The organism is Methyloglobulus sp. (assembly GCF_040079455.1).
GTDB lineage: Bacteria > Pseudomonadota > Gammaproteobacteria > Methylococcales > Methylomonadaceae > Methyloglobulus.
On sequence record NZ_JBEBKJ010000067.1, the window covers coordinates 1 to 20,768 of the forward strand.

Sequence of the window (20,768 nt, forward strand, 5' to 3'; positions counted from 1 at the left end):
AAGACAGTGTGTCCATGCGGTATCCCTCTTTTGTTGAAATGGGAATACTCTGCCAAATTTAATGTGTCATTGTTAGATGGGATTGATTGAGCGTTAACAGAGCAGCGCCACTTTACGCCTAAATATTACACCACAACCCAAAGCCGAGCGGGCGAGGGAACCCGTTACCCGGTCACGGGGGCTTGTCAGGGGGCAATTCCCGTCCACAAAAATGAAACGCATGGTTGCGTGGGAATCGCAGTTGGAGCAAAAAGCCTGTTATCACTTCGAATATTCACCAGCCGTCGTTGCGTTCCGGGAGCAGCCGGAAACCCTGTGTTTTCCATACCAAAACCGTATGTGTGAGTATACGCCGGACTTTCAGTTAACCCTCTTTGACGGTGAAATCTGTTATGTCGAAGTAAAGCCATTATCCAAATTGTTCAAACCGGACATACTTGAGCGGCTGCAACTGGCACATCAGTTTCTGGCGGAAAAGGGCTACAACTTCATCATGATTACCGATGAAGAACTGAACTATCCGACCCGAATCAGGAATTTGTCGATATTGCGCCCCTATTTGCGCTTTGAGATTCCTCCTACATCACGCAACAAGCCATCGACTGGTTGTCTTACTCAAGCAATCCAACCCTCGAAGCCTTGGGCCACTTTGTGGACTCGAAAACCACGGCTTTTGCCTTGCTTGCCCAGTTACATATCCGGTTTGACCTGGAAAAACCACTCGCCAATTCAACCTTACTTTTTTTGACACGACAGGAGATCAACATGAAACTTGCCTCTTTGCATTCCGGACAGGACCTGATTTTAGACAATGTACCGTACCGGCTCATCCGTATCCTTGAAGACGGCCAGTGCCAGTTGGAGCGGAAAAGCGACCTTGCTTTAAGCAGTTATTCCAAGCAAGAACTGCTAGGCCTCATTGCCAGCGGAAAACTCATATTATGCGGGCAGGAAAGCGTTACAACGCTTCCAGAAAATTAGAGAGTGATTTAGCCTCCTATTCAGAACATATCCAACAGCAAGTTCGATACCGCCTTATTTACTTGAAAAAGGTTGAAGAGCTTAATGGTGAAAACGTCACTTGCCAAAATTTACCTAGGGCAATTAAGTTGGCTGCAGAGGAAAATGCCGATCCGCACCCACCGTCAGCACTTTCTGTTTCCGATGGTGGAAACGATGGATAAAAGCTGATAGGTCGGTAACCGCCTTAATTAAAAGGCCAAGGGGTCCCAAAAATAGGCATCGGATAACCAAGGCTTTGGAGCAGGAAGCCCAACAAATCATTGAAGAAATATACCTGAAACGCGAGGGCGAAAGTATCCAAGATGTCTATGATGCCCTTGACCGCAAAATCAGAACCCTGAACAGGAATCGAAATACCCCTATTCCCACGCCCAGCAGGGCAACTGTTTATCGCTATGTTCAATCATATGACAAATACGTGGTCATGGCAGCCAGAAAAGGCAAGCAGGCCGCCGACCGGCATTTTCGGGCTACTGGCATGGGGGCGGAACCTGCCTATATTCTTGAGCGTGCCGAAGTTGACCACACCCCGCTGGATTTGTTGATTATTGATGATGTGACCGGTTTACCGAATGGCAGGCCAACCGTCACTTTTATCATTGACCGCTTTTCCAGAATGCCATTAGGGTTTGAAATCGGATTTGAGCTCCCTTCTGAACTTGCCGTGATGCGAGCCCTTAGACATGCGATTATGCCGAAAACCGATGTGTTGCAAGAATACCCTGAAATTGAAAATGTATATCCTGCCTATGGGATTAAAGTTAATTTGGTTTGTGACAACGGCCTGGAGTTCCACGCAGAACAACTGCGACGCATGTGCGCCGAGTTGGATATCGAACTTACCTTTTGTCCAAAAAAACAACCTTATTATAAAGGTGCTATTGAACGGTTTTTAGGTACATTTAATCGGCAAATTGCCCACAAGGTGTAAGGAACGACATTTTCCGATATAGAGCAAAGGGGGGATTATGATGCTGAAAACTCTGCCTGCCTAACATTAAGTGAGTTTAAAAAACTACTCCACGTCTGGCTGGTTGACGTTTACATCCAATCGCCACACAAGGGTCTTGGTGGCATCACCTCTGCGCTGGCTTGGAAAGACGGCCTGAAAATCATTGAGCCGATTTTGCCAGAAAGCAAAGAAAAGCTAGATCTGATTTTGTCTATACAGCAAGCCCGAAAATTAAACCACGAAGGTGTGCAATTTAAAGGGCTGATGTACAACTCGACGGAGTTGGCCACTTTACGCAAACGCGGTGTAGCCACTGTCACCATCCGAATTAACCCGGATGACTTGGTGGCGATATGGGTTTTTGATGAGCATCAAGGAGATTACCTCAGGGTTCCCTGTACCTACCCTGAATATGCCAGTAAGCTAACTTTGTCACAGCATCTGTTAATACGCCAACACAATAATCAAACCAATTCGGAACGTGTAGACATAGACTTATACCAGCGCGGCAAAGATAAACTAAGGCAACTGATTACGGAGGTCAGCAACAGCAAAAAAATCAGCCAGCGCAAAAAGGCGCCCGCTACAACACGGAAGCACTCCAACAATCGGTCTATTCATCCAATACGTTACAGGCAAAAGTGATTAAACCGTCTGACGATGATTATCGGACTGACAACATCCCCGACTTTGAAGTGGACACCAAGGAGTTTGAACATGATTAGTCAAAGTATGATAAATCAGAAGTCGGCTGACGTTTTAAGTATGGTTATTAAGCATCCATCCTTCAATGATGCCTATCAGTTGATAAGAGAGGCCTACCATTTCAAATTGCAGACCGGATTGGCTCAAAACTATTTAGTAGTCGGGTCATCTGGCACAGGTAAAACTCATTTAAGTGAATTTTTGGGTAAAGAGTTTCCTGCAACCGAAAACACTGATGGGATAAATATTCCGCTATTGGTGGTAGAAATTCCGTCTAAGCCAACCATCAAAAATCTGGCCGAAGAAATGTTGGTGCAATTGGGTGACCCTCTTTATTACCGAGGATCGGCGATTCAGAAAACAACTCGTATTTTGCAATTGATCAGGGCTTGCCAGATAAAGTTAATCATCTTTGATGAAATGCATCACTTTGTGGATCAAGTTAATAAAAAAGCTCCTGCGGAAGTTGCCGACTGGCTCAAGTCGTTGATTAATAAAGCTCAAGTATCTACGGTGTTAATGGGCTTAGAGCAAACACAGACTATCCTGGATATCAATGAGCAATTGCGCCGCCGTTTTTGTCGGCGCATCGACTTAAAGCCCTTCGACCTTAACTGCTCGGCTAGTCGAAGCCAATTCCTCGGAGTCATCAAAAAAATCGATGAGGCCTTGGCATTGCCGTCACCATTGGACTTGCAACAAGAAAGTATTGCAAGGCAATTGCATTTTGCAACCTATGGTCTCATGGGTTACATCGTCAAGCTGATGCTTGGTGCTTTCCATATCGCAAGAAGTCGAAATCTGCCAGGGATTGACCGCCAATGCCTGGAACAAGGCTTCAGTGACTACGTATGGGTTGAAGGGGTGGGCAAGCTGAATCCCTTTAACCCACAGTTCATAGGTGAACGGTTGGATAAGCGCGGCATGATCTTTTATAAGCCATCTGCTTTAGAGGTCATCATTAACAAAGGGAAAAAATTATGACAGATGAACAATTAACGCTTATTTGTCTACCTGTCCGTACCCATTTTTTTCCTGATGAAAACCCGGTTAGTTTTCTGGTTCGGCTTGCCAAGCTGAATATGTACCCTTCTTACCGATGGTTACTGTCAGGTAAAGGCGCAGGGACAATTAATTACCAACTGTTGTACGGTACGATGTTGGCGACGGAGTGGGTTGGGTATAAGTATCATAATTCTGAAGCTCAAGATATCTGTGATTTACCCAACATCCATATCAATTCCTCGAGGCTGCGATATTGTCCACTCTGTTTGCAGGAAGAGGCTTATTGGCGCATTGCTTGGCAGTTAAAATTTTCTGTTGCCTGTACTCGGCATCAAGTCTGGCTCCATGACGAATGCCCACACTGCCAAAAGGAGCAAAGCATCCTGAAAGTCGATGAAAAGCAAACTAAGTGCCTAGAGCAACTTCCCAATGCAGTCACGGTTTCCGCTCCGTCCACCGTCCTATTGATGCAACAGTTTTTGGAGACAGGTTTGGTGAATCAAGCTGATTCGTTAATAGATGACCAAGAACAGACATCGATCCTGGAACGCTGTGAACTTATTGCCTTAATGTTGAAATGGCAAGATATGGGGGAGAATCAAGCGAAACCATCAAGGCAAAAATTCGAATGTGTAAATGATTTTCAGGACGTTGCAATTCAATCTGCCGAAGCTCTTTTTTCCGAACATGGCGGGTTTTGGCGCTATTTGCAAATGTTGCACTTGTCGAACGCAAACTACATCGGCATACAGCAAAAAAGATTGGTTTATTTTTACCGGGAATTCTTCAAACAATTTCCGTCTGCTGCATTTAAACCTTTAAGGGATGTAGTCGAAAACTATGCCACAATGAACTTAATCCGGGATATTACAGAGAAGCATACGCTTTTCAGCCCAACCGCAAAAAAAGTTCAGTTGTGGTACTCATTCAAAAAAGCCAGTATGGAATATGGCTTAGCTGAGTCTGTATTGAACCGGGCGATTATTGATAAGCAAGTCAAAGTTCATTTCGAAGGGAATGGGGATTATACCAAGTGCTCCATTTACCGACCAGACTTGGAAAAAATTCTGCCCCACTTAAGGGGTCTGATTCCCGCTATCGAAGCCGCCGAAATTTTGGGTGCCACCAAAGCCCAGTTTTGCCAGTTACAACACAGCGGGTGCTTTAAATTTGAACTACCGCCAAGGCAGGATTATTGTTCTACCTGGCAATATTCAAGAACTGAGATTGAGGATACTATTGAAAATATCAACCTGGGTGCAGCATCGTTGACTCCGGATTGCCTAACAATCTCAGAATTTCTGCAACATCACATGCGTGGCTCGGTTGAGATGCCATTTTTACAACTTGTCAAAGCGATACTGTCCGGACAGATTGTCATAAGAAAAGCCGATCATGAAATTCACAAATTACGAGATTTATACCTTGATAAAAATGAATTCGAGCAATGGCTGAACTGTCTTCGGCCAACGCCGGATTATATGTCAGTGACAGATGCCGCCAAACTTTTAGAAATAAACGAGGAGTTTGCTTATCAGTTGGTGAACCGGGGCTTTCTTCACCATAAAACCGACTCCAGAAATGCCAAAGTGATTTTTCCAGATCATATACGCAAGTTTAATCAGGAGTATGTGATCTTGGCCAAGCTGTCAGAAAAGGCTTATAGGAGTTCTGTATCTATTATTGAGATGCTGGAATCATACGAAATATACCCAGTTGACAATAATGAGACGTACAAGCTTAGACAAAGACTCTATTACCGTGCGGACATTTTAAAAATAAATTGGTTGTATCGTTGTGTTGAATATTTGCCGGAGTGATTATTCCGATATTCGAAATGAAATATTTGCCCAATAGCTAATATTTTTATTAGTCATTGAAATCACAATGTTATATTTAGTTGCTGCCATTCGAACAGGAACTTTTTCAAAACCCATGTGGATACAAAGAGAACTGACGCTTAAACCCCGTGCCAGGGGCTTCCATCTGGTCACCGATGAAATCCTGGGTCAATTGCCCGAACTCAAGGGCATCAAGATTGGCACGATGCATGTCTTCATCAAACATACCTCGGCATCTTTGACCATCAATGAAAACGCCGCCCCGGAGGTTCGCGTGGATTTTGAGAGTTTCTTCAATCACGCCGTGCCCGAAAATGAGCCGTACTATCGGCATCTTGATGAGGGCAGCGATGACCTTCCCGCCCATCTAAAGGCCAGCATACTGGGCTGTAGCCTGAATATCCCAGTCAAGAACGGTCAGCCAAACCTGGGCATCTGGCAGGGCATTTACCTTTGTGAACACCGAAACCACGGTGGAAGCCGGAAAATTGTGGTGACAATAAATGGGGAGTGACAGTCAACGCCTTGCCATGCCCAATATCCCGCCAGTCTCAATGGAAGCCAAAGCCCTGATCGAAACCCGATTGGCAACCATTGCCAACGAACATCAGGTTAACATTATCTATGCCTGTGAATCCGGCAGTCGGGCGTGGGGCTTTCCGTCGCCGGACAGCGATTATGATGTGCGCTTTATTTATGCACACCCCTGGGCTTGGTATTTGGCGTTAGAAGAAGGCGGCGATGTCATTGAACTGCCCATCGAAGACAGTCCAGCCGGATTGCTTGATCTAGGCGGCTGGGACTTGCGTAAGACACTGCGTCTTCTGCGGAAATCAACCCCCGTCATCTGGGAATGGTTGCAATCGCCGATAGTATATCAAGCTGGGCAAACCAACCGATTTCGGGAATTGCACGGCGTGTTCGACCCATTTTATTCGCCGATTTCTGCCTGCCATCATTATCTGTCGATCTGCCGTAATACAATGGAACGGGAGTTAGGCGGCAGTCAGGTAAAAATCAAGAAATATTTCTACATGCTGCGGCCCTTATTGGCAGCGATGTGGATTGAGCGTTACCAAACCGTCCCGCCGATGGAATTAGTGCAATTACTGCGTCTGCTAGGCGGGCAACCGGAAATCACCAACTGCATTGATGGCTTGATGGAACGGAAGCAACACACCGACGAGCAATTCCCGATTGCCAGAATCCCTGAGCTTGATGATTTCTTGATGCGGGAGCTTGACCGCTTGCAGGAAGCGGCAAAACTCTTGCCCTCCGCAAAAGTTGATAAAACTGGATTAGATAAACTTTTCCAAGAATTCTTGGGATTGTGATGGCCAGATATATACACTCATAACAAAGCGCATGAATACTAAGCCACCCGTAAGCTTGACCATCGACGACCTTAAACAGCAAAACCTTATCGTGTTGGATACCGTCAGCGGCAGCAAGGCTTATGGTTTGGATACTCCGCAATCGGACACGGATACCAGGGGCGTGTTCATCTTGCCGCAAGACCTGTACTTTGGTTTCAATTACCTTGAGCAAGTCAGCAGTGACAAGAACGACCATGTATATTATGAGTTGGGGAAATACCTTAAGCTGCTCGCCAAGAACAACCCATCCAGTATCGAACTGCTGTATGCTCCGGGGGAAACCATCGTCTACCGGCATCCGTTGATGACCATGATAAAGCCGGAAATTATCTTGTCTCGGTTGTGCCGAGACAGCTTCGCCGGATATGCGATGGGCCAAGTCAAAAAGGCCAAGGGGCTAAACAAGAAGGTTTTCAATCCCATATCAGAACAGATGCCACGACCCTTTGATTGCTGTTTTATCGTTGAAGGCGACAGGACAATCCCTGTGGAAGAATGGCTTACTAAACACCAATTGCAACCCGAACGCTGTGGCCTGAGTGCATTGCCGCATGTGAAAGATGGATATACATTGTTTTATGCCGATGATTGCAACAATGACGATGTGCGGTTTAACGGGCTGTTCCGTTCGGATGCCAATCAAGACAAGTCCAGACCCTCGCAAGATGTTTGTTTATCGTCAATCCCCAAAGGAATGCAACCTAGGGCTTGGTTGGTGTTCAACAAGGATGAGTATTCTCGGCGGTTGCGCGATTATCACGAATACCGACAGTGGGAACAAGCACGAAACCCAGACCGTTACAAGTTGACGCTGGAACATGGCGGCGGTTACGATGCCAAGAACATGATGCACACCTTCCGCTTGCTGCGGATGGCGAAAGAAATTGCGACCACAGGCAAGCCCCTTGTGCGCCGCCCAGACCGGGAAGAATTGCTGGATATCAAGTCAGGCCGATTTGCCTACGATGACTTAATGGCGAAAGCCGCCGAAGAACTCAGGCAAATTGACGCATGTTATGCGATTAGCAACTTGCCTGACGAAACGGATGACCACAAAATAGAGCAATGAGCCGTTGCTATCAGGAAGGCTTGGTATGCGGGGCGGGATTCCGTAGATATATATTAATGAATAATAATTCGCATGATCAATCAAAAAACCTATCATTAAACACGAATATCAAGTACACAACATTATTGTGAAATTGCATCTGTTGTACACTATTTTTTATTTGAAGATATTTTTTGTGGTGCTGTTGTTATTCACAACGCGAAATCGCCAAAAAAGTTGAGTTTCAATAAACTTTGATTGTCTAAATGGAAGTGGTCTACACTTATCAGAAATAAATCCTAGCCTTAATACTGCATTTTTTCTTAACTCTTATGGCCATCGCAAATCAAATTAAAGCCTTGCTTAAGTCACATGTCGATGGTGATGATGCATTATTTTTGTCGATTGCAATGCAAATGGCGGCTCAGGAAGCAAAAAAGGGACACGGTAATTTGGCTAAGGAAATACGAGATTTAATCGATTCGGCTAAAAGCAGGCCTAAATTTGCTGAATCCAAAGCCATTCCCTTAGCAAAACCCAAAGGCGAACTCAGCCAACTACTGAATGTAAGCTATCCCCAGATAAGACTCGTGGATATGGTTCTTTCCGAAAACATTCAGGCTAAGCTGGATCGACTCATCAAAGAGCATAAGCATGTGCAAAAACTGCGTACTCACGGCTTATCGCCGCGCAAAAAACTGTTATTGGTTGGGCCGCCCGGTACCGGTAAAACTATGACCGCATCAGTCCTAGCTGGAGAATTGGGTTTGCCGCTATTTATTGTTAGGTTAGAAAGCCTGATGACTAAATATATGGGTGAAACTGCCGGTAAATTACGTCTGATATTCGACGCTATTGAACAAACCCGTGGTGTATATTTATTCGATGAATTCGACAGTATCGGCTCGCAAAGAGGAAACACAAATGATGTAGGAGAAATCCGCAGAGTCCTAAATAGCTTTTTGCAAATGATCGAGCAAGATACTTCAGACAGCTTACTTATTGCGGCCACTAATCACCATGAATTACTCGATCATGCACTGTTCAGGCGTTTTGATGACCTAATAGAATTCGACTTACCAGGCAATAATGAAATCATCACTGCCTTAAAATCAAAGCTTGCCGTATTCAAAACGTCCAGGATTTTGTGGAAAAAGGTTGCTGAAGCCGCATTAACATTGAGTTACGGCGACATCACTAGAGCGTGTGAAGATGCGATCAAGGATGCCATTATTCATAACAAAGAAGTAGTTAGTCAGGTTGATCTCATTAATGCCATCAAAGAGCGACGCCTAGTTAGGCATAAAGCAGCAAGCTAACCCACCAATGGCTGAAAACAGCAAGGAACGCTTGCCGCATTTACTTATTGAAAATTCGGCAATGGCTGAAAGTTATTCTCGCCCCAAAAGAGGGATGGGAGCAACAGAAAGTAAAACCCCACCTCGAAACCGTCAAACCCACGCCCAACAACTCATTGATCAGATACAAGAAATACAATCCCAACAAAGCGATATTATCGAACAACAAAAAGCTTTTGGTTTGGATGTCAGCAATGGCATCTACTTGGCATTTGAAAGCGAACCGGATTTTGAACTCAAATTCGACAGCTTGGAATTTCAGCCAAGCGGTATCGAACTTTGTAACGTTAAACTTGATGATAACAAAACTATTGCGACCGTTTTTGTACCGGAAGGCAAGTTAACCCACTTTTTAAAGAAAATCTCCCAATATCAGCTCGAAAATACCCCCAAAGATCAACCCAAAAACAAAGACTTGGTCGAGAGTATAACGGCGATCAAACTCGCTGCCATAGATGCTCTTTGGACGGATGATCCGGAATTATTGCCCAATGCCAACGAGTCGATTTGGTGGGAAGTATGGCTAAGACGCTCAAACAAAATCGACTACGAAGGCTTTCTTCGTGACCACGCTTCTCATCTTGATCTTAGAGTTGGCACAGAGTCTATTCATTTCCTCGATAGAATCATCGTCTTGGTATTCGGCACTCGCGAGCAAATCAGTCATTCCATTCACTTGTTGGGCGCAATTGCCGAGCTCCGAAAAGCTAAGGATACCGCCGATTTTTTTACCGGAATGAGTCGCCTAGATCAACAGGCTTGGATCGAACATACCTTAGAAAATTTAACACCACCACCCGATGCCGCGCCATCAGTTTGCATTTTGGATACCGGTGTCAATAATGCTCACCCATTGTTGCAGTCAGTGGCGGATACGAACGATATGCATACCTATCATAGTGATTGGGGTACAGATGACCGGAATGGTCATGGTACCAATATGGCTGGATTATCTGTATATGGCGACTTAACCGAAGCGCTTGCAAATCCTTTACCAATTCATCTCACTCATCGGCTTGAATCGGTCAAAATCACGCCTAACCCTGGTTATCATACCGACAAAAAGCTATATGGTGCTATTACCCGTGAAAGTATTGCCAGGGTCGAAATTACAGCAGACCGGCAACGCGTTTTTTGCATGGCAGTATCTACTACAGACGACAGAGACCGAGGCCGTCCCTCATCCTGGTCAGCCGCGCTAGATGCCATCACATCTGGTTACGAGGACGAACAACAACGTCTTGTAATCTTATCTGCAGGCAACACCGATTCGCAATATAGGCACCTTTATCCTAACAATAACCTAACTGACGAAGTGCATGACCCTGGTCAATCCTGGAATGCGCTTACGGTAGGCGGTTATACAGAAAAAGCCTGGTTGGATACGGTTACTAATCCTGGGTGGTCACCACTAGCACCGCCAGGGGGTTTGGCTCCGGCAAGTTGCACATCAATGGCTTGGCAAAAAACTTGGCCGATCAAACCGGACATTGTCATGGAAGCAGGTAACATGGCTACCAATCCAGCATATGTAGAAGCTGACTACATAGACGATGCCTTGCAATTGCTAACTACCGGTCACCAATTTGTTTTGGGCAAACAATTGGTCTCATTCGGAGATACCAGCGCAGCAGCGGCCTTGGCTGCAAATTTGGCAGCTAAAGTACAAGCTTTGTATCCAGGCTCTTGGCCGGAAACCATCAGAGCACTATTAATACATTCGGCGCAATGGACTCCAGCCTTGAAAGCCGCCTTTGAACCGCTCACAACTCAAGACAAATATCGTCAACTCTTACGATATTGTGGCTACGGCGTACCAGATGAAGAAACTTTATTTTGGAGTGCGCGTAACGAACTGACCCTGATTGCTCAGGATCTAATTCATCCATACATCAAGGAAGGTAGCAATGTTAAAACCCGTGATGTCAACTTACACACTTTACCGTGGCCAACGGAAGTCCTGCGCGATTTGCCGTCGGAAACCCAAGTTGAGATGAAGGTCACATTGTCTTATTTCATCGAACCCAACCCCGGTTCAAGAGGTTGGGTTAATAAATACCGCTATGCATCGCATGGACTACGTTTCGACGTTCGCCGACCTTTGGAAAGCCTCGCTGAATTTAAGCAACGCATTAATCAAAAGGCCAGAGACGAAGAACATGCTTACAACGGTGCCAAACCAGACAGCGGCGAATGGGCGTTAGGTGAGAAACTACGCAGCCAGGGTTCCGTGCATTCCGATACATGGATAGGCCAGGCGGCAGAACTTGCTGAACGAGGCTATATTGCCGTTTATCCTGTGGTAGGCTGGTGGAAAGAACGAGCAAATATGGAACGCTGGGGAAAATCGGCTAGGTATTCATTGATTGTTAGTATAAAAACTCCGAGCGTTTCAACTGATATTTATACAACTGTGGAAAATAAAATTTCGCTTCTTGTCCAGGTTTGATATGAAATGTCATGATTGATATGGACAGTTGACGAATTTGGTTTGAATGTAACTTTAGGTATGCGATGGATTAGCTACTGATCCAGTGACACGGTTTGTATTATCACTTCAAACGCCGCCAACAGTTCCATATATTTCTGACGAAGATAACGGGCTACCGATGGGTTTTCCAATAGTTTTGTGAGGTAGCCCTTGGCCAGGACTAGGTTAAGGACATCCTGTCCGTAGGTTTGCTCGACCATCTTGTACTGGTTTTGCAGGTTGCTCATCTCGCGCTCCATTTTTGCCATCTGTTCCGAACTGATGCCGGAAAGTTTTTTGGGTTTTTTGCCTTCCACCAACAGGGCCGCCGATGTCGCTACTAACATCGCTTGTACATAGGCAACCGTGATGATGTTTGCCGATACCATCAGCTCGACGCATTCGATTTGGCGGGTCGGCTTCATTTTTCGCAACACCCTGACCAGATCGGTACAAAACTGTTGGTCTTTTAGCAATTCCGCCGCCTCCGGGCATATGCCAACTAACAAAGAGGCTTTACGTTCTATCGTGCAGGAATTTAGATTGAGCGCCTTGCTTAATCGCTCCACCGTTACCCCACGATCTATGGCCCGGCAGATCATATGGTGTTCCTGAATGGTCGATAACCGGTTGATCCGGCTATTGTAGGTATAACTTTCGTCATCGGTTGCGATCAGGCAGGCGATTTCGCTAATGCCCAATTCTTTCAAGAGCAGCAGGCGGGTATGACCGTCTAGGAGGATATACTGATCGGTTTCTGCTATTGCCGGCCTGACGGATAAGGGTTCAATCAAGCCAATCTCCTCGATGGATGATCGAATCTGGCTGTATTTGCGCGATGTGGTGATGGCAATAGGTGTTTTTCGGGAAGGTAGTATTTTTTCGGTAAAGACCAGTATGGGATTCAACTCGAAGCCCAAAGCCATTTTGCTCATTTTGGATGGCCGTTAGGCCAAACCCGTTCAGCGAGATATTTCGGCAAGGTGTCCAAGCCTTCCGCTCGTAACAAGGTGGTAAAATTTTCATCGGCAAACAGTTCACGCAGCGCACCGACAACAAACAATAATTGTTGTTGGACAATTTCAGCTTTTTTCACAATCTGTTTTTGCCTTTGTACTTCCTTCTGGTAGACCCGCACTAAACTGATCGTCGTGACATCCTCCAGTTTGCGGGGTGTGCCACAGGCAATCGACCGTCCCAAGGTATGCCGACGCTCAATCACGCGCCGTGCCTGGATCAATTGTTTGCCGCGCAGTTTGCCAGTTTCATAGGCCTCCTGGAGTGCTGTCTGAACCGCTTTGTCGTCATCACCTGCACCGACAATAGCCAATGCGGCGTTCAACGGTATCCGCCCTTTTTCCACAGCAACGAGCAGACGCTCTTCGCCTTTATTTAGAAGCGTCAATATGCCATTGACGTAATCCCCGCACAGGCCGGTTTTCTTGGCAATCGTCTTAGGGTCGTAGCCTTGGTCACGCAGTTGTTCAATGCCCGCAAGCAATTCCAGGGGGCGGTATTGCCGTCGGGCGATGTTCTCGGATAAGCTCATGATCAAGGCGTTTTCATCACTGACCTCAACGACCAAGGCCGGGATGATTTTTTCACCCAAGGAACGGAATGCTTTCAAGCGGCCTTCACCGCAGATCAACAGGTAACGTTCCGTGCCATCCTTGCCAAGACGAGGCGTTACCGTAATGGGCTTTTTAAGCCCAATGGTATTGATGTTCATGACAATATCATCAAAGACTTTTTTGTTGCGTTCACGGGGATTGAGGATATCGATCAGGTCAGTCTGGATTAACCGCATCTCGCCAACCTGCATTTTTTCCCTCACGCGGCTTTCCTTAACCGTATACGCTCAGCCATGCCATACAGGTAGTTCAAGCTGTCGTAGCGGTAGCTTTCAAATTCTATAGGATTGCGTTCAGCCAAATTAATCCGGTGTTGCCCAAAGTCCAGCTTGGGCAATAGAAAATAATCCAAGGTAGCCTGATTGGTCTGGTCAAGCCGGATGGCTACCGTAATGTCTGGCGACAAGCTGGTGTCGAACCGTACTTTCCAATGGTAACGACCGCTCTTCGGTGTTTGACATCGGGCAAGCACCAGTGAGATGTTGAACTCATCATTGATCCGCAATATGTCGGTTGCCGGATCGCGCCTGACCACCCCGCCAAGACGGGCGATTTCGCTTTCTGCCTGGTTGGTGATTTCAGGATGGAAGCGGCGTAGGAATTGATTGGTTTCCAAATACCGGTAATCGCGGTCGGGCGTAAAGCCAACCATTTGGTATGCCCTGACTAAGCTGCCAAAACGGTGGGAGTATAACGATGTTGGCGGCATCCCATCCGTCTCGTTGATAATCAGGCCGGATAGAAATCCCTTGCTTTGGTACAAGGAACGCAGCCGTGCGATCAACTCCTCATTTGTGTAACGGCGTGACCTGGCTTTGATGATGCCTTGGGCGGTATAAAATACCTCGGGTGAAACAATAGGCTCAAATGCGCCTTCTTTTTTAATCCACATATCCGGCTCGTTAATAACCCGCAACTTCTTGAGCTTGAAGGAAATCCGGTTATAGACATTATTACCGATATACTTTTCATTGGTGAGCACCTCATGGACAGTGGCACGCGTCCATGCCCGGTCAAGGTCGGTCAGGATGGCGGCATCGTTTAAGCGTTTGGCGATTTCTGATTCAACCAAGCCGTCATCAATAAACCATTGGTACATCCGGTTGACGTTCTGGATTTCAGCATCCGGGCCCGGCATCAAGATCACACGGTCGGTCTGGAGGCATTTATGTTCGCCACGGGTCAGTTCGGCTTTAACTGAACCACACTGGTCGATAAGGATACGGCGCAGGCCATAACCCGCCGGGCCACCTTGGCGGAATCCCAGTTCAATCAGTCGGCATTGCCCAGCAAAGACCTTGGCAGACAACTCACGGCTGTATTCTCCGGCCATTGCCCGCTTGACCCCTTTGACGATGGTTGACACAGGGGAGCCGTCATTTTCAAATTGCTCGGCACAGTAGATGACCTGTATGCCCGCACGTTTGCAACGGTATTCGTAATAGGCGCTTTCATCGGCATCCTGAAAACGCCCCCAGCGGCTGACATCGTAAACCAGGATCAGGGTAAAGTCGGCAGTCCCACTTTCGACATCGTTGAGCAACTGTTGCAGTGATGCGCGGCCATCAATACGAAGGCCACTCTTACCAGCATCGGCGTAGGTGCGGATAATTTCAATGCCATGCCTTAATGCGTAATCCTGAATCTTGTCGGATTGGTTTTCGGTGGAGTATTGTTGGTGCTCGGTTGACATACGGACATATTCGACTGCCCGCAGCAGGGAGGGGTTTTCATCTTGACCGTCATTTGGTTCAACATATTGCATAAGTTTTGAAAGCCCCATTTCATCTATAAAATCAGCTCCTAAATATTTGCCAAGATGCTAACGCGGCCTTCAAGGCAAATGGGCGGCCACAATTCAAGAAGTAACTAGGTGGACGTTGAGGGAGCTCGCATGGGCATACAGTAAACGCTTTTGTACAATTTGCCGATCAAGTCATCTCTTTGCAATTACGGCTATTGATGCTCAACCCCCGTCATATAAGGTCAATTCAACAATCCACACGTCCATCTTTGCAATTACTCAGCCACTGACCATTCTGACCTGATATAGCCCGGAAGGCAAAGGAACAAGCCGGTTTGACACATCCATCTTTGCAATGGGGTCAGGTTGAGATTTATTATTCCGCTTACGTTGCTGGAACCGGTTTTGTGCAACATAATCTGGGTGGGATGCTCGGTATTGGCGATAGTAACCTGGATTTCGTTTGAGCCAATCTTTCTGAACCCGTTTTTGATTTTCTTGATAATCAGGGTCAACCTGTAACTTGTTTCGTTGCCATTGCTGTTTGCGGGTGCGCTGACAACGTGAAGCTGAACAGAAAGTTTGATGGGAAGCCTGAGGACGAGGCTGAAAAGGCAGACCGCACACAACGCAATATTTGCTCTCCATATTCGGCTCCAGACAAAAAATTTGTGTAGAGCTTAATGAGTAAAGCCGATCTTAGCGTAGTGATTATTATTCGGGGAATTTATTAATTAAGATATTGATTTATAAGTTATTTAATAAATTATGAGAACCGACAAGAATAAAGTAGTTTGTTGCTATCGCTGTCATTAGGTCATTATCGCTTGCCGGCTAATGTTGGGTTTGGTTGATTTTGGTATCAAAAAAAGCATCACCCCGGCTTTTTAATCAAGGCAATGGGCGTGTTAAAAGAATCTTCACCTAGGCTAAGAACGTATCGTAAAGCACATAGCCCTTTAGCTTTGGAGACGTATTAAATCCATGTGATCAGGAATCATAAAATACAATTAAGAAATAGTATAAATCCTAAGCTAAAACCAACATTATAGCTGCGCACCAGTTGGTAATTTTTTGACGGTTTGGGCGTGGGTGGTATGACCCACAAAAACAGATGGCAAAGTGCCTGTTAATGGGTCTTGTTTTCCTTCTTGCGTTAAAGTGATGGAAACCGTGCCAATTTCCCGACCACCGTCATGATAATCCACCAAGCCGCCCATCGCTTGGGTCAATAATTGATGGCCGAAACAAATACCCAATAATGGGATATTCTGCTTTAAGACTCTTGGAATCCAAGCTTCGACTTTAACCATCCATGATGCCTGGTCAGTCACCATCGAATGAGAACCCGTTATAATTACACCTGAAATTCCGTCCGGTTCTGGCATCTCTTGGCTTTTGATGACATCAATAACCGAAAAAATCGGGTCTGTAAAAGCACAGCCGTCAATGACCCAATCTTCAAAATCCCCATATTGGCGTTTGGTTGTTGGGAAAGTAGAACCCGCTTTGATTATGACCAAAGGTTTCATAGGTTTAAGGTCAAGAACTAGGGCTGTTTAAAAGTCATAAGTGATGACCTTACTGTCCTGTAGTTTAGTGTAAACGGGAATTTGATACCTTATTTAGCTTTTTGTGAAGGTAAAGGAGTAAAATGTAAACCAATTCATCGCTATCCCAAACAATTTAAAACAGGAGAACGACCATGAAAATACTCTCGCCCACCCAACATGGGTATCTTGATTACCTAACAGTTGTAATATTTCTACTGGCACCTTCACTTATCGGATTGACAGGCTTGGCAGGGACGATAGCCTATCTTTTGGCTGGGATACATCTCGCCATGACCCTCGTGACTGATTTTCCGCTAGGCGTTGTCAAAAAGCTCCCGTTTTCGATTCATGGATGGGTAGAACGTATTGTAGGCTCAGTTTTGGTTCTGTTGCCCTTTGCTTTCGGGTTTGAAGGGGTAGGAAAAGCATTTTATATCGTAATTGGCATTGTCATTATCTTGGTAGGGTTACTGACTGATTACCAGCAAAACCAGTAGTTATCTTGTTTTCACGCATGACGGTAACTGAAGTGAACATTTAGGGCTGACGAAGGCCGGTAGGTGATTTACAAAGCGCATGAAATTTAGAATGACAGCTTTTGGGTTTCAGAGTTTGCAGTCCGCAACGGGCTTAAAACCCTATTAAGAGGAATCTACGATGAGCGGTTGCTGTGACAGTGGTTGTACTTTAGACCGGCTACGCGAAAGGCAGCGTGGGACACTTCAAATTGTTCTCGGTATCAATGCCTTGATGGTCTTGGTTATTGTTACCGCAGCACTCTATGGCAAATCAACCGCATTGCTGGCTGACAGTCTGGATAATCTTGGGGACGCATTGACTTACGGCCTTAGCCTCTACGCAGTTTCAAGAAGCACCGCCGTCAAAGCCAAAGTCGCCTTATTTAAGGGATGGCTTATTTTTCTTGCCGCTCTAGCTGTGGCCGCTCAAATTGCCTATAAATTTTATTATCCAAGTCTACCCTTATTCGAAATTATGGGTGCTTTCAGCCTTCTTGGCCTTTGCGCTAACTCGCTTTGTCTTTTTCTACTGTGGCGGCATCGCAATGAAGATATCAACATGAGTTCGGTATGGGAGTGTTCGAGGAATGACATCGTATCTAATCTTTCAGTTTTTGGAGCGGCTGGAGCCGTTTGGTTCACAGGGTCAAGCTGGCCTGACATCGTTGTTGCCCTTGGACTCGTGTGTTACTTAATGCGTTCTGCTAGCCACGTTATTTCTTCTGCCAGGGCAGAACGTCTAGCAACGCCCTAAGCTTTCCTTGCACTACCCCAGTTTAACCACTGGCATAGAAAAAATTGTCCAATGTTTCTGAAAAACCAAAATTCATGAGGGTTTCAGGAGGGCAAGAATGACCGGGCATGAAACGGAATCGGCATTGCTCGTGCAGCTTTCGACTAGATCGGATAAAGCTGATTCCATCATCCGCAACCCCTCGATGCGCTCACGGATTAAAACAAGTTTCCTAAGCGCAATTTCTTTTGCTTCTTGGCAATGCCGTCCGTCATCAAGACTCAATAGTTCCGCAATCTCATCGAGAGTGAAACCGAATTTCTGCCCTTGTTTAATAAACCGTATCCGCTGCGCGTCGCGCTCCGTGTAATGCCGGATGCCATTGAACGGCTTTACGGGATGCCTTAGCAAAGCGCGGCGCTGATAAAAACGGATCGTTTCGACGTTGACCCCCGCATTTTTCGCCAGTTCGCCAATCGAAAAAAATTTCTGTGTCATGGTCTTGCTCCGTACTTAAGTACGGATGTTATCTTAAACCTATTGACACTCAAGAGGTATCGTCATGAACTCAAAACAAACCCTGATCGCGAGCGTTCTCGCCGGAATCGGCGCAAGCCTGTGCTGTGTTGCCCCTTTGGTGTTGATAAGTCTTGGCATTGGCGGGGCTTGGATGGCAAACCTGACCGCTTTTGAACCCGTACGCCCGGTATTCTTTGGTCTGGCATTCCTTTTTATTGGCCTGACGTTCCATAAGCTCTACTTGACAACGCCAACCTGCGAACCCGGCAAACCCTGCGCCGATGATGAAGTCATCCGCAAGCAGCGATTCATTTTTTGGGGCGTGACCATCCCTTTATTGGGTTTGCTGGCGTTTCCATGGTTCGCCCCACTATTCTATTGAGGAAAAACAGATGAAAACTAAAATTCTTCCGCTCTTTCTGGCGCTTGCCTTTATGTCTGGCTCTGCTTTGGCTGCACCGCGCACGGTCACGCTCGATGTCCAAAACATGACCTGCGCTGTCTGTCCGATCACGGTCAAAAAAGCCCTTGAACACGTTTCCGGTGTCCAACAAGTAACTGTCGATTATGCGAGCAAAACCGCGATAGTAGAATTCGACGATATGGTGGCCACGGTAGATAAACTAACAGAAGCCACCCAAAACGCGGGGTATCCAACTTCGATAAAGGCAGGGAAAAAATGAATCCTGTCATCCTTGAATCGACAATTACCTGTCCGCACTGTGGACACGCCGAAACGGAGACCATGCCAACCGATGCCTGCCAGTATTTTTACGAATGCAAGTCCTGCGAAACCCTACTCAAACCCAAGCAAGGGTATTGCTGCGTGTTTTGCTCATACGGTTCGGTCAAATGCCCGCCGATCCAGCAACAAAAATCTTGTTGCGCCTGAAAAAAACATCAGACATTACGGCACGGACTGCCTAATGATTGAATTTTGCAGTTTTCGTTATAACTTGCCATGACCGCCTCTAAATTAATGCAAGATATGGGGGGCTTTTGGTCAAATACCCCCAGGTTGAAAGGATTGAACCGTTATTGGATGTCTTTTTTGGATGATTCTTCATGTAAAGGTCGATAGTCTTCAGTGGGTCGGTTAGTCACTTTCAGTTTTTGAATTGACTCTTTATGCTGAACGCCTGCTTTCGTTTCTTTGCTCCAATTCAAGCCAAGCCAAAGGACGGTGTTTTCGCCCAAATAATTGCTAAAATTCATCATGGAATGTTTTGATAGCTATTTTTTGAATGTTTGCTTGGTATTCAATGATCAACAAAGATTTTATTAGGCAGCATGAAATCACTGGTCAATCATGATTTTTTGGTCAGATTATGAAAATGAGTGGTCAACTTAATGAGAATACCTAATTATTTGGAGGAGAAATTATTAACTAAGTTATTGATTTATTAATTATTTAATAAATTATGAGAACCGACACGAAAAGCTGACCATTGAGTTGGATGGCGAAGTCCATAACACGGTGCAAGCGGCGGAGTATGATAAGGAAAGGGATTTGTTTCTTGCCAACACGGGTATCAGGGTGTTGAGGTTTGAAAATAAGGTGGTTTTTCAGAATCCGGAGGGCTTGTTGGGGGAGGTGGAGAAGTGGTTTAATAACCCCTCCGCCCCTGCGGGGCACCTCCCCTTGGCAGGGGAGGAGTTTGAACCTGCCAGCGAATTACTGAAACGCATTGCCGCCGAAAAAGCGCAACTGGTAAAAGACAAACAAATCAAACCGCAAAAATCTTTGCCACTGATTTGCGACTAACAAAAACCGTTTGAATTGCCTGAAGGGTGGGCTTGGTGTCGATTAGGTAATTTAGCTGAAGCGCAAGATCCAAACCCATCACATAGAATGCCCGAAAAAGTAGCTAATGGGATTCCTTCATTTCGCCTGTTAACGTTGACCTCAAGGGGAATATTAACTTTGAAACGGGAAAAAAAGTCGCGCATTCAGTTCTGCAAAATCAGCAGAAACTTTATACAGTTTATGAATACTCTTTCGCATTTTCTAGGATCGGGACAATTAGGAATCGTTTTTAAGCTGCCGCTACCGCATAATTATTGTCTCTCATACTCCCTATCAGTTATTACCCCTATCTTACCGGTTATGGAAGACTATTTAATGAAGCTAATATCTTCGAATATAGTTCTCAAACAAGCCGTCCATGGGACAACAAACAATGAAGGAGTACACGGAAGCGTAGTCAACATGCAAGGCCATCCGACACGGCGTCAAGTCATTTGGGCAGTCGTGATGCACAGCGTACCGAAGGGGAGTTGTGCTTCGTGACG

At 45.9% G+C, this 20,768-nt stretch carries 25 protein-coding genes; 19 read left to right on the forward strand and 6 right to left on the reverse strand.

The window, feature by feature from the left end:
* Positions 1-211 precede the first annotated feature (211 nt).
* The 12 genes from ABL924_RS13520 to ABL924_RS13575 all read left to right on the forward strand — a co-directional run bounded on the left by ABL924_RS13520 (position 212) and on the right by ABL924_RS13575 (position 11,757).
* Entirely contained in the window at positions 212-748 is a 537-nt protein-coding gene (locus ABL924_RS13520) for a Tn7 transposase TnsA N-terminal domain-containing protein (protein ID WP_349027622.1), read from the forward strand.
* A gap of 17 nt (positions 749-765) precedes the next feature.
* On the forward strand, positions 766-981 hold the full coding sequence (locus tag ABL924_RS13525) for a hypothetical protein (RefSeq protein WP_349027623.1): 216 nt from the start codon (positions 766-768) through the stop codon (positions 979-981).
* Positions 942-1,184 carry a hypothetical protein gene (locus ABL924_RS13530; RefSeq protein ID WP_349027624.1) on the forward strand — a complete coding sequence of 81 codons (243 nt, stop codon included), beginning with the start codon at positions 942-944 and terminating at the stop codon, positions 1,182-1,184. Before ABL924_RS13525 ends, ABL924_RS13530 begins: the two co-directional genes overlap by 40 nt.
* 74 nt (positions 1,185-1,258) lie before the next feature.
* A complete protein-coding gene (locus tag ABL924_RS13535; protein WP_349027625.1) occupies positions 1,259-1,954 on the forward strand; it encodes a hypothetical protein in 696 nt (231 codons plus the stop codon).
* Positions 1,955-2,149: 195 nt separating this feature from the next.
* Positions 2,150-2,620, forward strand: coding sequence for a Mu transposase C-terminal domain-containing protein (locus ABL924_RS13540; protein ID WP_349027626.1), 471 nt, complete (start codon positions 2,150-2,152; stop codon positions 2,618-2,620).
* Between the two features lie 72 nt (positions 2,621-2,692).
* On the forward strand, positions 2,693-3,664 hold the full coding sequence (locus tag ABL924_RS13545) for a TniB family NTP-binding protein (protein ID WP_349027627.1): 972 nt from the start codon (positions 2,693-2,695) through the stop codon (positions 3,662-3,664).
* On the forward strand, positions 3,661-5,505 hold the full coding sequence (locus tag ABL924_RS13550) for a TniQ family protein (RefSeq protein WP_349027628.1): 1,845 nt from the start codon (positions 3,661-3,663) through the stop codon (positions 5,503-5,505). Before ABL924_RS13545 ends, ABL924_RS13550 begins: the two co-directional genes overlap by 4 nt.
* Before the next feature lie 115 nt (positions 5,506-5,620).
* Positions 5,621-6,040 carry a secondary thiamine-phosphate synthase enzyme YjbQ gene (locus tag ABL924_RS13555; RefSeq protein WP_349027629.1) on the forward strand — a complete coding sequence of 140 codons (420 nt, stop codon included), beginning with the start codon at positions 5,621-5,623 and terminating at the stop codon, positions 6,038-6,040.
* Entirely contained in the window at positions 6,030-6,860 is an 831-nt protein-coding gene (locus tag ABL924_RS13560) for a nucleotidyltransferase domain-containing protein (protein ID WP_349027630.1), read from the forward strand. Before ABL924_RS13555 ends, ABL924_RS13560 begins: the two co-directional genes overlap by 11 nt.
* A 31-nt stretch (positions 6,861-6,891) precedes the next feature.
* Complete coding sequence (locus ABL924_RS13565) at positions 6,892-7,971, forward strand: nucleotidyltransferase domain-containing protein (protein ID WP_349027631.1); 1,080 nt, start codon at positions 6,892-6,894, stop codon at positions 7,969-7,971.
* Between the two features lie 311 nt (positions 7,972-8,282).
* Positions 8,283-9,269, forward strand: a complete 987-nt coding sequence (locus ABL924_RS13570) for an ATP-binding protein (protein ID WP_349027632.1) — start codon at positions 8,283-8,285, stop codon at positions 9,267-9,269.
* Positions 9,270-9,276: 7 nt separating this feature from the next.
* A complete protein-coding gene (locus ABL924_RS13575) occupies positions 9,277-11,757 on the forward strand; it encodes a S8 family peptidase (protein WP_349027633.1) in 2,481 nt (826 codons plus the stop codon).
* Between the two features lie 74 nt (positions 11,758-11,831).
* Here the strand turns inward: ABL924_RS13575 and ABL924_RS13580 are convergent, their stop codons facing one another.
* The 3 genes from ABL924_RS13580 to ABL924_RS13590 are packed head-to-tail and all read right to left on the reverse strand — an operon-like array spanning position 11,832 to position 15,192.
* Positions 11,832-12,713, reverse strand: a complete 882-nt coding sequence (locus ABL924_RS13580) for a plasmid partitioning protein RepB C-terminal domain-containing protein (RefSeq protein WP_349027634.1) — start codon at positions 12,711-12,713, stop codon at positions 11,832-11,834.
* Positions 12,710-13,612, reverse strand: coding sequence for a ParB/RepB/Spo0J family partition protein (locus tag ABL924_RS13585; protein WP_349027635.1), 903 nt, complete (start codon positions 13,610-13,612; stop codon positions 12,710-12,712). The genes ABL924_RS13580 and ABL924_RS13585 overlap by 4 nt, the downstream gene beginning before the upstream one ends.
* Complete coding sequence (locus tag ABL924_RS13590) at positions 13,609-15,192, reverse strand: recombinase family protein (protein WP_349027636.1); 1,584 nt, start codon at positions 15,190-15,192, stop codon at positions 13,609-13,611. The genes ABL924_RS13585 and ABL924_RS13590 overlap by 4 nt, the downstream gene beginning before the upstream one ends.
* Before the next feature lie 296 nt (positions 15,193-15,488).
* Here ABL924_RS13590 and ABL924_RS13595 point away from each other — a divergent pair, with 296 nt between their 5' ends.
* A complete protein-coding gene (locus tag ABL924_RS13595) occupies positions 15,489-15,620 on the forward strand; it encodes a hypothetical protein (protein WP_349027637.1) in 132 nt (43 codons plus the stop codon).
* A gap of 579 nt (positions 15,621-16,199) precedes the next feature.
* On the opposite strand, the gene ABL924_RS13600 is transcribed toward ABL924_RS13595, so the two are convergent.
* Positions 16,200-16,685, reverse strand: coding sequence for a gamma-glutamyl-gamma-aminobutyrate hydrolase family protein (locus tag ABL924_RS13600; protein WP_349027638.1), 486 nt, complete (start codon positions 16,683-16,685; stop codon positions 16,200-16,202).
* 173 nt (positions 16,686-16,858) lie between these two features.
* Between ABL924_RS13600 and ABL924_RS13605 the strand changes: the two genes are divergently transcribed.
* Entirely contained in the window at positions 16,859-17,203 is a 345-nt protein-coding gene (locus tag ABL924_RS13605; RefSeq protein WP_349027639.1) for a hypothetical protein, read from the forward strand.
* A gap of 160 nt (positions 17,204-17,363) precedes the next feature.
* Positions 17,364-17,978 carry a cation transporter gene (locus ABL924_RS13610; protein ID WP_349027640.1) on the forward strand — a complete coding sequence of 205 codons (615 nt, stop codon included), beginning with the start codon at positions 17,364-17,366 and terminating at the stop codon, positions 17,976-17,978.
* Between the two features lie 72 nt (positions 17,979-18,050).
* Here the strand turns inward: ABL924_RS13610 and merR are convergent, their stop codons facing one another.
* Positions 18,051-18,455 (reverse strand): Hg(II)-responsive transcriptional regulator, encoded by a 405-nt coding sequence (merR, locus tag ABL924_RS13615; protein ID WP_349027641.1) that lies wholly within the window; start codon positions 18,453-18,455, stop codon positions 18,051-18,053.
* Between the two features lie 64 nt (positions 18,456-18,519).
* On the opposite strand from merR, the gene ABL924_RS13620 reads away from it, so the two are divergent.
* From ABL924_RS13620 to ABL924_RS13630, 3 genes are read left to right on the forward strand one after another with little or no spacing between them, the layout of a single operon-like run.
* Positions 18,520-18,858: a mercuric transporter MerT family protein gene (locus tag ABL924_RS13620; protein ID WP_349027642.1), complete on the forward strand. Its 339-nt coding sequence runs from the start codon at positions 18,520-18,522 to the stop codon at positions 18,856-18,858.
* A 10-nt stretch (positions 18,859-18,868) separates the two neighbouring features.
* Complete coding sequence (merP, locus tag ABL924_RS13625) at positions 18,869-19,159, forward strand: mercury resistance system periplasmic binding protein MerP (protein ID WP_349027643.1); 291 nt, start codon at positions 18,869-18,871, stop codon at positions 19,157-19,159.
* Positions 19,156-19,368 carry a GDCCVxC domain-containing (seleno)protein gene (locus ABL924_RS13630; protein ID WP_349027644.1) on the forward strand — a complete coding sequence of 71 codons (213 nt, stop codon included), beginning with the start codon at positions 19,156-19,158 and terminating at the stop codon, positions 19,366-19,368. Before merP ends, ABL924_RS13630 begins: the two co-directional genes overlap by 4 nt.
* 143 nt (positions 19,369-19,511) lie before the next feature.
* Here the strand turns inward: ABL924_RS13630 and ABL924_RS13635 are convergent, their stop codons facing one another.
* A complete protein-coding gene (locus ABL924_RS13635; RefSeq protein WP_349027645.1) occupies positions 19,512-19,694 on the reverse strand; it encodes a hypothetical protein in 183 nt (60 codons plus the stop codon).
* Positions 19,695-19,890: 196 nt separating this feature from the next.
* On the opposite strand from ABL924_RS13635, the gene ABL924_RS13640 reads away from it, so the two are divergent.
* On the forward strand, positions 19,891-20,241 hold the full coding sequence (locus ABL924_RS13640) for a DUF559 domain-containing protein (RefSeq protein WP_349027646.1): 351 nt from the start codon (positions 19,891-19,893) through the stop codon (positions 20,239-20,241).
* Positions 20,242-20,768 lie beyond the last annotated feature (527 nt).